Consider the following 12,896-nt stretch of genomic DNA (forward strand, 5'->3'; position numbering starts at 1 on the left):
GACCTGTTCCCCGTCTCCCCGTGAGCCTTTCCGCGCTGCCGTCAGAGCTTCGTCTTGGCCTGCGGCGCCGATCCGCTCGGCCCCGTGGCGCCCGCGCTCGCCGCCACCGCGTTCTGGGCGGCCGCCGCGTTCTCGTCACTGGTCCCGTAGGAACCCGCCGACTCGACAACGGCTTTCTGCATCGCCTGGATCTGCGCCTTGAACTCCTTGTGGAGCCTGACGAGCTGCGCATGGACCTTGCTGTAGGCGGAGTGCAGGGCCACTGCCTCCGAGAACGCCCCGGGGTTCTGCCCGCTGACGAAGTTCGCCTGAGTCAGCTTCTGCGCTTCGAGCTTGTACGGGGCGGCCTCCGAGCCCTCCATGGCGGCGAGCAAAGCCTCGACCTTGTTGGCGAACGCAGTGAGCGTCTGAATCTCGATCTGGACGTTTTGCTTGCCGAAGGCAGTCACCAGGGCGTTGGCGTCGCCATACGTCTGGCCCATGCTCACCAGCGGCCCGAAACCACCCCACCCACCGTTCAGCACATAGGGGGTCGAGCCGACTGACACCCCTGGGTCCGTGCCCGTCGGCGTCTTTCCCGAGCGCGGGTCACCATCGTCTGCCATAGCAATCCACTCCTCCCCCGTACGGCCGGACGCCCGGGCGACTCCCGGGCCCCTTCCGGCCGCAACACACCGTCAACTTCTTCTGGTCTTACCGTCTTGGTCGGCTCGACCGCCCGCCCTGAGGGCGGTCCTCCGCCTCAGCCATCGTAGCCACTGCCCCTGTCGGAACGGCAGGGACCTTGCCCTGCCCGGGCTCGATCGGTACGAACTTGACACGTACAACCCGCCTCCGGCTGCTGGATAGAATGGCCCGGTACGCCCCATCTGCCGCGCAACGTCGCACAGCAGCGACCCGAGGCCGCGGAACGGACGTGACGGCATGCCTGCGCACGAGCAGATCCCGACTCCCTGGTGGGCCCGTGCCGTGCGGCCGGAGCGGCCGCCGGTGCCGGTGGTGTTGATGGTGCGGGCGGCGGTCGGGTTGGCGGTGCCGCTGAGCCTCGGGCTGCTGTCGCACCGGCTGGATCTGGGGGTGTTCGCCGGGCTGGGGGCGATGCACGCGACGATGAACGACCGGGACGAGCCGACGCTGTTGCGGGCGGGCCGGATCGGGTCGGCGGTGGCGGCTTCGGCGTTGGGGATGCTGGTCGGTACGGCGTTGCAGCACGCGCACGTGGGTGCGGCCGGGCTCGGTGCGGGGCTGACGCTGACGGCGTTCGTGTCGGGTGCGTCGAGTGCGACCGGCCCGCGCGGGTCGGCGGCGGGGATGCTGCTGTTGGTGTCGGCCGCGTTGGGCAGTGGGATGCCGTTGCCGTCGCCGTGGTGGGCGGCGGCGCCGATGATGCTGGTGGGTGCCGCTCTGGTCGTGCTGTTGGGCCTGCCGGCCACCGCTCACCGCCGGCCCGCCGCCGATCCGCGCAACCGGGCGTTGGCCGCCGTGTACGAGGCGCTCGGCCGCACCCTCGCCGATCTGGGCACCGCGCGGGGTGCGGAGTCCCGCCGGGTGTTGACGGCCCGGCTGAACCGGTTGCAGGACCTGCTGCCGAACCACGGCCGGGCGGAGCGCGCCGGCCTGCGCCCGATGTACGAGGCGGCCCTGGCCGCGACGGAGGCGGCGACGGGCCTGCTGTGGGCCTGGCGGCCGGTGCCGCCGGAGGTGGCCGCGGTGCCGGGGCGGCTGGCGGAGGCGGTGCGGCGGGGCGGCGGCGAGGTGGGGGTGCCGGACTGGCGGCCGGACACCCCGGCCCGGCAGGCGCTGGACGAGGCGTTGCGGGCCGCCGCCGAGGCCGTGGCGGGCCGCCCGGCGCGGATCGGCACCGCTGCGGCGCCCCCGCCGGATCCGTGGCGGCTGCGGGCCGGGCTGCTGTCGGGACCGTCGGTCCGGTACGGCCTGCGGGTGGCGCTGTGCATCGCGGCGGGTTCGGTGGTGACGGCCAACTTCCCGCTGAGCAAGAGCTACTGGGTGCCGATGACGATCGCCTTCGTGCTGAAGCCGGATCTCGGTTCGGTGTTCCTGCGCGCGGTGAGCCGCGCGGTCGGCACGGTGCTCGGCGTGGTGGTGACGGCGGCGCTGCTGTCGCTGACCACCGAGGAGTGGGCGCTGACGGCGATGGCGGCGCTGTGCGTCGCGCTGCTGCCGTACGCCACGGCGGCGCACTACGGGCTGAACACCGTGGTGATGACGCCGATGGCGCTGGTGCTGCTGCAGCTCGGCGGGCAGAGCAGCGCGGCCGAGTTCTGGCCCCGGGTGCTGGACAGCGTGCTGGCGAGCGCGGTGGTGCTGCTCTTCGGCTACCTGCTGTGGCCGGAGCGTCCCCGCCACCGGATCGAGCCCCGGCTGGTCACCGCGACGACCGCGCTGCGCGCCTACCTGGACGCGGTGACCGACCACCGGAGGACGGGCGAGGTGTGGCTGCGGCGTACGGCCTACCGGTCGTTGGCGGACGCCCGGCAGGAGGTGCGGCAGGGCTTGGCCGAACCCCCGCCGACCGGTCGGCTGGCCGAGCAGTGGCTGCCGGCCACGGCCGCGCTGGAGCGGCTCGGCGGCGCGGTGGCGGCGTTCGCCGCGCAGGTCCGGTACGGCGGCCGGGTGCCGGATCCGGCCGAGACGGAGCGGGTCCGCCGGGCGCTGGACGAACTGACCGCGGCGGCCCGGGAGCACCGGCCGCCGACCAGGCCCGCGGCCCGGCCGAGTGCGCCGCACGACCCGGCGCTCAGTGCGCTGGGCCGTGCGGCGGACGAACTCGAACTGCTGCTCAGGAGGCGGTAGTCCGGACGCGGAGGGCGGCGGTTCAGACCTGCTCGGCCAGCTCCAGCCAGCTCATCTCCAGCTCCTCCTTCTCCTCCCGGACGGCGCGCAGCTGCCCGTCCAGTTCGGCGACCTTGGAGAAGTCGGCGGCGTGCTCGGCGAGTTGGGCGTGCAGCTTGGACTCCTTCTCGTCCAGCTTGGCGATCTGCCGCTCCAGCTTCTGCATCTCCTTCTTCGCGGCGCGCAGGTCCCCGCCGGACAGGGTCTCGCCGGCGGGGGCCGCCGAGGCGGCCGGCGCGGCAGCCGCAGGAGTCGCAGCGGCGGCGGCCATCCGCGCCCGCCGCTCCAGGTACTCGTCCACGCCGCCCGGCAGCATCCGCATCTTCCGGTCGCCGAGCAGCGCGTGGACGACGTCCGTGGTCCGCTCGATGAAGAACCGGTCGTGGCTGATGACGACCATCGAGCCGGGCCAGCCGTCGAGCAGGTCCTCCAGCTGGTTGAGGGTCTCGATGTCCAGGTCGTTGGTCGGCTCGTCGAGGAACAGCACGTTGGGCTCGTCCATCAGCAGCCGCAGCAGCTGGAGCCGCCGCCGCTCGCCGCCGGACAGGTCGCCGAGCGGCGTCCACTGCTTGTCCTTGCCGAAGCCGAACTGCTCGCACAGCTGCCCGGCGCTCATCTCCCGGCCCTTGCCGAGGTCGACCCGCGAGCGCACCTGCTCGACGGCCTGCAGCACCCGGGTCTCCGGGTCCAGTTCGGCGATCTCCTGCGACAGGTAGGCCAGCCGTACGGTCTTGCCGACCTTGATCACGCCGGAGGCCGGCTGCACGTCGCCCTCGGAGGCGTACGCGTCCCGCATGGCGCGCAGCAGCGAGGTCTTGCCGGCGCCGTTGACGCCGAGCAGGCCGATCCGGTCGCCGGGGCCGAGCTGCCAGGTGAGGTTCTCCAGCAGCAGCTTGGGGCCGGCCTTGACGGTGACGTTCTCCAGGTCGAAGACGGTCTTCCCGAGCCGGGCGTTGGCGAACTTCATCAGCTCGCTCTTGTCCCGGGGCTCCGGCACGTCCGCGATCAGGGCGTTGGCCGCCTCGATCCGGTAACGCGGCTTGGAGGTGCGGGCGGGGGCGCCGCGGCGCAGCCAGGCGAGCTCCTTGCGGGCCAGGTTCTGGCGCTTCTGCTCCTCGACGGCCTCGATCCGGGAGCGCTCGGCGCGGGCGAAGACGTAGTCGGAGTAGCCGCCCTCGTACTCGTGCACCTCGCCGTGCTGGACGTCCCACATCCGGGTGCAGACCTGGTCGAGGAACCAGCGGTCGTGGGTGACGCAGACCAGTGCGGAGCGGCGCTTCTGCAGGTGCTGGGCGAGCCAGTTGATGCCCTCGACGTCGAGGTGGTTGGTGGGCTCGTCGAGGATGATCAGCTCCGGGGAGCCGAGCAGCAGCTTGGCGAGGGCGATGCGGCGGCGCTCGCCGCCGGAGAGCGGGCCGATGACGGTGTCCAGGCCGTCGGCGAAGCCGGGCAGGTCGAGGCCGCCGAAGAGGCCTTCGATGATGTCGCGGATCCGGGCGTCGCCGAGCCACTCGTGGTCGGCGCGGTCGGCGATGACCTCGTGCCGGATGGTGGCCTCGGGGTCGAGCGAGTCGTGCTGGGTGAGGACGGCCGGTTCGAGGCCCCCGCTCCAGGTGATCCGGCCGCCGTCGGGCTCCTCCAGCTTGGCGAGCATCCGGATCAGGGTGGTCTTGCCGTCGCCGTTGCGGCCGACGACGCCGATCCGGTCGCCCTCGCTCACGCCCAGGCTCACCGCGTCCAGCAGGGTGCGGGTGCCGTAGACCTTCGTGACGGACTCGATGGTGGCGAGGTTGACGGCCACGTGTGCTGCGCTCCTGGGTTCGGCGGTCGCGGGGCGGCCCGCCCTCGGCGGTGGGCGCCTCCTCTCGGGGGCTCCCCGATCACCCCAGCCTAATGGGCCCGGCCGAGAGCCCCGGACGCGTCAGGAAACCACCGCGGCCCCGGGCACCGGCCCGTACGTGGCGTGCGCGGCCCGGCAGGTGCCGGAGGCCAGCAGGGCGGCGGCGACGGCGGTGGCCGCCTCGGCGTCCTTGGCCAGGAAGGCGCAGGTCGGCCCGGAGCCGGAGACCAGGGCGCCGAGCGCACCGGCCTCGGTGCCGGCTCGCAGGGTGTCGGCCAGCGAGGGGCGCAGCGAGAGCGCCGCGGACTGGAGGTCGTTGGCGAGCGCGGCGGCCAGGGCGACGGCGTCGCCCTCGGCGAGGGCGGCGAGCAGGGCCGGGTCGGCGTCGGGGGTGCGGACGTCGGTGTCGCTGGAGCCGGTACCGGCCTCCTCGCGCAGCCGGTCGCACTCGCGGAAGACGGCGGGGGTGGACAGGCCGCCGTCGGCGACCGCGAAGACCCAGTGGAAGGTGCCGGAGACGGCGAGCGGCTCCAGGATCTCGCCCCGGCCGCGGCCCAGCGCGACGCCGCCGAGCAGGGCGAACGGCACGTCGGAGCCCAGTTCGGCGGCGAGTTCCAACAGCGTCTCGAAGGGCGTGTCGAGCTTCCACAGCGCGTCGCAGGCGACCAGCGCGGCGGCGCAGTCGGCGCTGCCGCCGGCCATGCCGCCGGCCACCGGGATGGCCTTGGCGATGTGCAGGTGGACGCCCGGGTCGGCGATCCCGTGGTGGGCGGCGAGCAGCCGGGCGGCGCGGGCGGCGAGGTTGCTGTCGTCGAGCGGGACGGCGTCGGCGTCGGGCCCGGAGCAGGTGAGCGTGACGCCCTCGCCCGGGGTCGCCGTGACCTCGTCACCCAGCGCGACGGCGAAGAAGACGTTGGCCAGGTCGTGGAACCCGTCGGCGCGCAGTCCGCCGACCCCGAGCTGGACGTTGACCTTGGCCGGTACCCGTACGGTGATCACTCGCTGTCCTCAGCAGGCTTGTGCTCGGCGATCGCGGCGAACTGTTCCACCGTCAGCATCTCGCCGCGCAGCTTGTGGTCGATGCCGGCGGCCGCGAGCGCCTGCTCGGCCCTGGCGGCGGAGCCGGCCCAGCCGGCCAGCGCGGCGCGCAGGGTCTTGCGGCGCTGGGCGAACGCGGCGTCGACCACCGCGAACACCTCCGTGCGGCTGGCGGTCGTCCTCGGCGGCTCGCGGCGGACCAGCGAGACCAGTCCGGAGTCCACGTTGGGGGCGGGCCAGAAGACGTTGCGCCCGATCGCGCCGGCCCGCTTCACCTCGGCGTACCAGTTGGCCTTGACCGACGGGACGCCGTACACCTTGTTGCCGGGCTTGGCGGCGAGCCGGTCGGCGACCTCGCTCTGCACCATCACCAGGGTCCGCTCGATGCTGGGGAAGGTCGCCAGCATGTGCAGCAGGACGGGCACGGCCACGTTGTACGGCAGGTTGGCGACCAGCGCGGTGGGCGCCGGGCCGGGCAGCTCGGTGACCTCCATGGCGTCGCTGAACACCAGGTCGAAGGCGTCCGCCTTGCCGGGCATCCGGGCCGCGACGGTGTCCGGCAGGTGCTGGGCGAGCACCGGGTCGATCTCGACCGCCGTGACGTGCCGCGCCACCTCCAGCAGCGCCAGCGTCAGCGAGCCGAGCCCGGGCCCGACCTCCACCACCGCGTCCTGCTCCGTCACCTCGGCGGCCCGGACGATCCGCCGCACGGTGTTGCCGTCGATGACGAAGTTCTGCCCGCGCTGCTTGGTCGGCTTCACGCCGAACGCGGCCGCCAGCTCCCGGATGTCGGCGGCGCCCAGGAGGTGGCTGTCAGGGGTGGGGTCGGTGGTGCTCACGCGCCAAGGATACGGGCGTACGGGCCGGCGCCCGGACGCACCGATGCCGCGCAGGCGCCTCAGTACCCGAAGGCCCGGGCGGTGTTCTCCGCGACGGCCGCCGACAGCTCGTCCTCGTGCAGGCCCAGGGTGGCGGCCATCGAGCGGACCGTGACCGGGATCAGGTACGGCGCGTTCGGCCGTCCCCGGTAGGGGTGCGGGGTGAGGAAGGGGGCGTCGGTCTCGACCAGGATCCGGTCGAGCGGGGTGGCCAGCAGGGCGTCGCGCAGCGGCTGGTTGGCCTTGAAGGTGACCGGCCCGGCGAAGGACAGGTACCAGCCGTGCTCGGCGCAGACCTTGGCCATCTCGGCGTCGCCCGAGTAGCAGTGGAAGACCGTCCGCTCCGGGGCGCCCTCCGCCAGCAGGACGGCGATGACGTCCTCGTGGGCGTCGCGGTCGTGGATGACCAGGGCCTTGCCGTGCCGCTTGGCCATCTCGATGTGGCGGCGGAACGACTCCTTCTGGATCTCCACGCCCTCCGGCCCGGTCCGGAAGTAGTCCAGGCCGGTCTCGCCGACGGCGAGCACCTGGGGCAGGGCGGCCAGCGCGTCTATCTCGGCGAGCGCCTCGTCCAGCGCCGCCTGTCCGCCGGCGGGCCGCTGCTGCCCGGACCAGCCGTCCGGGTCGCCGAGGAAGATCCGCGGCGCCTCGTTGGGGTGCAGGGCGACGGCCGCGTGCACCTGCTCGTACGAGGCCGCCAGTTCGGCGGCCCAGCGCGAGCCGGGCACGTCGCAGCCCACCTGGACCACCGTGGTGACCCCGACCGAGGCGGCCCGGGCGAGCCCCTCGGCCGGGGTGCCGGCCTGCATGTCGAGGTGGGTGTGCGAGTCGGCCACCGCCACAGCCAGGGGTTCCGGCAGCGGCGGCGGGGTCGACCGGTCGTCGTCCTTGGCGGGCATCAGGAGGCCGGCTTCTCTTCGAGGCGCGGGAACAGGATCTCGCCCTTGGTGACGGTGGCACCGGCGGGCAGCCGGCCCCAGTCACCGGCGGTGGCGACGGGCTGGGCGGCGAGCGCGCCGAGGCCCTCGGCGGCGCCCAGCGAGGCCCACAGCTTCTCGGCGGTGGACGGCATCACCGGGTTGAGCAGCACCGCGGTGCCGCGCAGCGACTCGGCGGCGGTGTAGAGGATGGTGGCCAGGCGGGCCTGCCCCTCGGCCGACTCGTCCTTGGCGACCTTCCACGGCTCCTGCTCGGTGAGGTAGCCGTTGACCTGCTTGACGAACTCGAAGACCGCCGCGAGGCCGCCGGCGAAGTCCAGTTCCTCGCCGATCTTCCGGTCGGCGACCTCGACGGCCGTGCGCAGCCCGTCCGTGACGGCCTGCTCGGCCTCGCCGTGCGCGGCCGAGGCGGGCAGCGCGCCGCCGAAGTACTTGCCGACCATCGCGGCGACCCGGGAGGCCAGGTTGCCGAAGTCGTTGGCGAGCTCGGAGGTGTAGCGGGCGGTGAAGTCCTCCCAGGAGAACGAGCCGTCCGTGCCGAACGGGATCGCCCGCAGGAAGTAGTAGCGGTAGGCGTCCACGCCGAAGTGCGAGGTGAGGTCGGTGGGCGCGATGCCGGTCAGGTTCGACTTGGACATCTTCTCGCCGCCGACCATCAGCCAGCCGTTGGCGACGACCCGCTTGGGCAGCGGCAGGCCCGCGGCCATCAGCATGGCCGGCCAGATCACCGCGTGGAAGCGCAGGATGTCCTTGCCGACCAGGTGCACGGAGGCCGGCCACAGCTCGGCGAAGCGCTCCGGGTCGCTGCCGTAGCCGGCCGCGGTGATGTAGTTCTGCAGCGCGTCCACCCAGACGTAGAGGACGTGCTTCTCGTCCCAGGGCAGCGGGACGCCCCAGTTGAAGGTGGAGCGGGAGATCGAGAGGTCCTTGAGGTCCTGCTCGACGAAGCGCAGCACCTCGTTGCGGGCCGAGGCCGGCTGGATGAAGTCGGGGTTGGCCGCGTAGAACTCCAGCAGCCGCTCGGCGTAGGCGGAGAGCCGGAAGAAGTAGTTCTCCTCCTCCAGCCACTCGACCGGCTTCTTGTGGACGGAGCAGAGCTTCTCGTCCTCGGTGGCGCCGTCCAGCAGCTCGGAGGGGAGCTTGAACTCCTCGCAGCCGACGCAGTACGGGCCGGAGTAGCCGCCCTTGTAGATCTCGCCCTTGTCGTACAGGTCCTGGACGAACTCCTGCACCCGGGCGGTGTGCCGCTCCTCGGTGGTGCGGATGAAGTCGTCGTTGGCGATCTCCAGGTGCTGCCAGAGCGGCTTCCAGGCCTCCTCGACCAGCTTGTCGCACCACTCCTGCGGGCTGACGCCGTTGGCCTCGGCGGTCCGCATGATCTTCTGGCCGTGCTCGTCGGTGCCGGTCAGGTACCACACCTTCTCGCCGCGCTGGCGGTGCCAGCGGGTGAGGACGTCGCCCGCCACGGTGGTGTACGCGTGGCCCAGGTGGGGACGGTCGTTGACGTAGTAGATCGGAGTGGAAACGTAGTACGCCGGGGCGTTCGCCCCGGTGGTGCTGTGGTCTGCAGTGGCCGCCATGGTCGGAAAGCTTAGTCGGGCCCGAACGCACCCCTCGACCGCGTTCCGGCCCGGTGGTGCGGCGGGGCCGCCCGCCGCACTGCTCGCGGCGGGCGGCCCCGGGTCCGCTCCCGGTCCGGCGGTCAGCCCAGCAGCCGCGCCCAGAACCGGGCCCAGCGCCCGCGCGGCTTCCCGGGCCCGGGCACCGCCGACGTCGCGGGCGTCGCGGGCACCGCGGGCGTCGCGGGCGTCGCGGGCGTCGCGGGCGCTCCGGCCGGCTCGGCGTGCGCCGGGTAGCCGGGGGCGTGCTGCCAGGGCTGGTCGGCGGAGGCCACCCGGCCCTCGCGCATGATCCGGACGGTGTGGCCACCGCATCCCGGGCAGGTCGGCTTGAGCAGCGGGGACGGCACCCGGACACCGTTGGCGTGGTACTCGAACACGATGTGGCCGTCCCTGGCCACGTGGTGCTCGATGTCGTACGCCTGCTCCCAGCCGTACCCGCAGCGCAGGCAGGCGAAGGAGTAGGCCTCCCGCACGGTCTCGACGGGAGTGTGCGCCCGCCCCGCCAGGCCGGGGACGTTCAGCGCGTTGCCACTGCGGGGGCTACCGATCGTGTCGCTCATAGCCAACTCCCACTTGCCCGTCGGGCGCTCGCCCGGCTGGGTCTTCCCATTCCAGGAAATGCCCGGACCACCCCGGCCGACGCCCTTCTTGTGAAAGCTTGGAGGCGGGTTGGCAAGCCCTATACGAAGGGCCTCCCAGAGCCCGTCCAGCAGGACCGAAACTTCAGCTCAGCGGGTGTTTACCGGGGCCTTCTCTCCACGGTACGACTCCCCGTCCGCCCCGCAACCCCCGGAATTCACCCCTTTTTCAGGGCCTCCTCCGAGGCCTCCTTCTTGGCCGCGACCACCGCGTCGAAGACCTCCCGCTTGGGCAGGGACAGTTCGACCGCGACCGCCGCGATGGCCTCCTTTCGCCGCTCCCCGGCCTCCTCCCGGACGGCCACCAGCCGGGCCAGCTCGGCCGGGGTCAGCTCCCGGGGCGCGGCCGGCGGGGCGCCCGCGACCACGACGGTGATCTCGCCCTTGACGCCCTCCGCCGCCCAGGCCGCCAGCTCGCCGATCGGCCCGCGCTTGACCTCCTCGTAGGTCTTGGTGAGTTCGCGGCACACCGCGGCCGGGCGCTCCGGTCCGAAGGCCTCGGCCATCGCGGCGAGCGCCTCGGCGATCCGGTGCGGCGCCTCGAAGAAGACCATGGTGCGCGGCTCGGCCGCGACCGAGGCCAGCTGCCGGGCCCGGTCGCCGGTCTTGCGGGGGAGGAAGCCCTCGAAGGTGAAGCGGTCGACCGGCAGTCCGGACAGCGCCAGCGCGGTGAGCACCGCGGACGGCCCGGGCACGGCGGTGACCTTGACGTCCGCCGCCACGGCCGCCGCCACCAGCCGGTAGCCGGGGTCGGAGACGGAGGGCATCCCGGCGTCGGTGACCAGCAGCACCCGGGAGCCCGCGAGCAGCGCCTCGACCAGTTCGGGGGTGCGGCCGACCTCGTTGCCCTCGAAGTAGGAGACGACCCGCCCGGCCGGGGTCACCCCGAGCGCCTGGGTGAGCCGGCGGAGCCGCCGGGTGTCCTCGGCCGCGATCACGTCCGCCGTGGCCAGCTCGGTGAGCAGCCGGGGCGGGGCGTCCGAGACGTCGCCGATGGGGGTGCCTGCGAGAACGAGTACTCCTGTCACGGCCCCCATCCTTGCAGTTCCCGGGCGCCGGGGCTTTTGGTGACGATTCGGGCAGCTCCCGAGGGACCGCTCACACGTACGAGGAGCGCCCCTACGATGTGGCGGATGAACGGCGACACGGCGGCGCAGGCGCCCACTGGTACGGACCACTCCGCGCAGGGCGGTGCCGGCCTGCCGTCCCCCCGCTCACCCGGATCACCCCTGGGCTGGCGGGAGCGCCTGGCCGGACACGGCTACCGCGCCCACCCGACCGGCACGCTCACCGAGCGCCTGGTCCCGCCGATGCCGGACGGCCCCGGGGTGACGTCGCCCGACGTCCCGCAGTCCCCGGTGCTGCTGCGCCTGGGGATCACGCTGCCGCAGGGCCTCTGGTACTTCCTGTGCCGCTGGTCCGGCTGGCTGGGCCCGGTCGCGGTGGCGGTCTTCGCCGGGCTGCTGCGGTTCACCGACCTCGGGCAGCCGCACGCGATCATCTTCGACGAGACGTACTACGCCAAGGACGCCTACGCGCTCTGGCACGGCGGCTACGAGATCAACTGGCCGGAGGACGCCAACACCACGATCATGACGCCGGGCGCGGCCGTCCCGTACCGCGCGACGGCGTCGTACGTGGTGCACCCGCCGGTCGGCAAGTGGATCATCGGCGCGGGCGAGCAGCTGTTCGGCATGAACCCCTTCGGCTGGCGGTTCGCGGTGGCCCTGCTCGGCACCCTGTCGGTGCTGATGCTGGCCCGGATCGCCCGCCGGATGTTCCGCTCCACCCTGCTGGGCTGCGTGGCCGGCCTGCTGCTCTCGGTGGACGGCCTGCACCTGGTGCTCAGCCGGACGGCGCTGCTCGACCTGGTGGTGATGTTCTGGACGCTCGCCGCCTTCGGCTTCCTGCTGCTGGACCGGGACCGCACCCGGGCCCGGCTGGCGGCGCGCCTGGGCGGGGTGGCGGACCCGGCGTCGGCCCAGCGGATCAACCTGGGCTGGCGCCCGTACCGGATCGCGGCCGGCGTCTGCGTCGGCCTGACCTGCGCCACCAAGTGGAGCGGCCTGTACGTCGCGGCGGCCTTCGGCGTGCTGACCGTGCTGTGGGACGTCGGCGCCCGCCGGCTGGCCGGGGCCCCGCGCCCGTACCCGGCGGTGCTGGCCCGGGACGTCGTGCCGGCCTTCGTGTCGGTCGTCGTGGTCCCGGTGGCCGTCTACCTGGCCTCCTGGTGGGGCTGGTTCGCCAGCAGCAACGTGCCCGGCCGGGGCGGCTGGGGCCGGGACTGGGCGGTCGGCCGCTCCACCGACTACCCGTGGATACCGGAGGGCCTGCGCGCCCTGTGGCACTACCACTCGACGGTCTACGAGTTCCACACCCACCTGACCGACCCCCACACCTACCAGTCCAACCCGTGGTCCTGGCTGGTGCTGGGCCGTCCGGTGTCCTTCTACTACGAGTCCCCCAAGTACGGCCAGGCCGGCTGCACCGCGGCCGACTGCGCCCGCGAGGTGCTGGGCATCGGCACCCCGCTGCTGTGGTGGACGGCCGTGCTGGCGCTGGTCTACTGCCTGTGGCGCTGGGCGTTCCGGCGGGACTGGCGGGCGGGCGCCCTGCTGTGCGGCCTGGCCGCGGGCTACCTGCCGTGGTTCCTGTACCAGCAGCGGACGATCTTCCTCTTCTACGCGGTGGTCTTCGTCCCGTTCCTGGTGCTCGCCGTGACGATGCTGGTCGGTGCGCTGATCGGTCCGGCCGGCGCCTCCCGGGACCGCCGGATCATCGGTTCCGCCACGGCCGGGCTGCTGGTGCTGCTGATCATGTGGAATTTCCTGTACTTCTATCCGCTCTTCACCGGGCAGACGATCCCGCTGGAGGACTGGCGCAGCCGGATGTGGTTCAACAGCTGGATCTGAGCGGGCGGCCCGGGGAGCCATGGAGGCGGCCGACACACCGTTCCCCCGGAAAGTCCGTACCCGGTCCACGACACGTACCAGATCCGTCACAAGTCCCCGGCGTTTCGCCGGCGTCCTCGTCGGCGCTGCCTAGGGTGGAGCGAACACCGCGTTTCCGGCCCGGCCGGTTGCGCCCGG

10 protein-coding genes are annotated in these 12,896 nt (G+C 73.1%); 2 read left to right on the forward strand and 8 right to left on the reverse strand.

What is annotated here, in order from left to right; all coding sequences use genetic code 11:
- Positions 1-41 precede the first annotated feature (41 nt).
- Entirely contained in the window at positions 42-605 is a 564-nt protein-coding gene (locus ACZ6Z8_RS10180) for a hypothetical protein (protein WP_465608060.1), read from the reverse strand.
- Positions 606-924: 319 nt separating this feature from the next.
- Here ACZ6Z8_RS10180 and ACZ6Z8_RS10185 point away from each other — a divergent pair, with 319 nt between their 5' ends.
- Positions 925-2,814, forward strand: a complete 1,890-nt coding sequence (locus tag ACZ6Z8_RS10185) for an FUSC family protein (RefSeq protein ID WP_465608062.1) — start codon at positions 925-927, stop codon at positions 2,812-2,814.
- Positions 2,815-2,836: 22 nt separating this feature from the next.
- On the opposite strand, the gene ACZ6Z8_RS10190 is transcribed toward ACZ6Z8_RS10185, so the two are convergent.
- From ACZ6Z8_RS10190 to rsmI, 7 genes are all read right to left on the reverse strand, one after another.
- Positions 2,837-4,654, reverse strand: a complete 1,818-nt coding sequence (locus ACZ6Z8_RS10190) for an ABC-F family ATP-binding cassette domain-containing protein (protein ID WP_465608063.1) — start codon at positions 4,652-4,654, stop codon at positions 2,837-2,839.
- Between the two features lie 120 nt (positions 4,655-4,774).
- On the reverse strand, positions 4,775-5,692 hold the full coding sequence (locus ACZ6Z8_RS10195; protein WP_465608064.1) for a 4-(cytidine 5'-diphospho)-2-C-methyl-D-erythritol kinase: 918 nt from the start codon (positions 5,690-5,692) through the stop codon (positions 4,775-4,777).
- Entirely contained in the window at positions 5,689-6,570 is an 882-nt protein-coding gene (gene rsmA, locus ACZ6Z8_RS10200) for a 16S rRNA (adenine(1518)-N(6)/adenine(1519)-N(6))-dimethyltransferase RsmA (protein ID WP_465608066.1), read from the reverse strand. The genes ACZ6Z8_RS10195 and rsmA overlap by 4 nt, the downstream gene beginning before the upstream one ends.
- A gap of 59 nt (positions 6,571-6,629) precedes the next feature.
- The gene (locus tag ACZ6Z8_RS10205; protein WP_465608068.1) at positions 6,630-7,508 is read right to left on the reverse strand and encodes a TatD family hydrolase; all 879 of its coding nucleotides are present in this window, start codon (positions 7,506-7,508) and stop codon (positions 6,630-6,632) included.
- Positions 7,508-9,127 carry a methionine--tRNA ligase gene (metG, locus tag ACZ6Z8_RS10210; protein ID WP_465608069.1) on the reverse strand — a complete coding sequence of 540 codons (1,620 nt, stop codon included), beginning with the start codon at positions 9,125-9,127 and terminating at the stop codon, positions 7,508-7,510. Before metG ends, ACZ6Z8_RS10205 begins: the two co-directional genes overlap by 1 nt.
- A gap of 122 nt (positions 9,128-9,249) precedes the next feature.
- On the reverse strand, positions 9,250-9,729 hold the full coding sequence (locus tag ACZ6Z8_RS10215) for a hypothetical protein (protein ID WP_465608070.1): 480 nt from the start codon (positions 9,727-9,729) through the stop codon (positions 9,250-9,252).
- A 236-nt stretch (positions 9,730-9,965) separates the two neighbouring features.
- Complete coding sequence (gene rsmI / locus ACZ6Z8_RS10220; protein WP_465608071.1) at positions 9,966-10,835, reverse strand: 16S rRNA (cytidine(1402)-2'-O)-methyltransferase; 870 nt, start codon at positions 10,833-10,835, stop codon at positions 9,966-9,968.
- A 105-nt stretch (positions 10,836-10,940) separates the two neighbouring features.
- Here rsmI and ACZ6Z8_RS10225 point away from each other — a divergent pair, with 105 nt between their 5' ends.
- The gene (locus ACZ6Z8_RS10225) at positions 10,941-12,719 is read left to right on the forward strand and encodes a dolichyl-phosphate-mannose--protein mannosyltransferase (RefSeq protein ID WP_465608072.1); all 1,779 of its coding nucleotides are present in this window, start codon (positions 10,941-10,943) and stop codon (positions 12,717-12,719) included.
- Positions 12,720-12,896 lie beyond the last annotated feature (177 nt).

Source organism: Kitasatospora sp. NPDC101108, assembly GCF_055584725.1.

Bases quoted from the DNA above. Each gene is read 5' to 3' on its own strand.
- ACZ6Z8_RS10180 (WP_465608060.1), bottom strand. From the start codon at position 605: ATGGCAGACGATGGTGACCCGCGCTCGGGAAAGACGCCGACGGGCACG.
- ACZ6Z8_RS10185 (WP_465608062.1), top strand. From the start codon at position 925: ATGCCTGCGCACGAGCAGATCCCGACTCCCTGGTGGGCCCGTGCCGTG.
- ACZ6Z8_RS10205 (WP_465608068.1), bottom strand. From the start codon at position 7,508: ATGCCCGCCAAGGACGACGACCGGTCGACCCCGCCGCCGCTGCCGGAA.
- metG (WP_465608069.1), bottom strand. From the start codon at position 9,127: ATGGCGGCCACTGCAGACCACAGCACCACCGGGGCGAACGCCCCGGCG.
- ACZ6Z8_RS10215 (WP_465608070.1), bottom strand. From the start codon at position 9,729: ATGAGCGACACGATCGGTAGCCCCCGCAGTGGCAACGCGCTGAACGTC.
- ACZ6Z8_RS10225 (WP_465608072.1), top strand. From the start codon at position 10,941: ATGAACGGCGACACGGCGGCGCAGGCGCCCACTGGTACGGACCACTCC.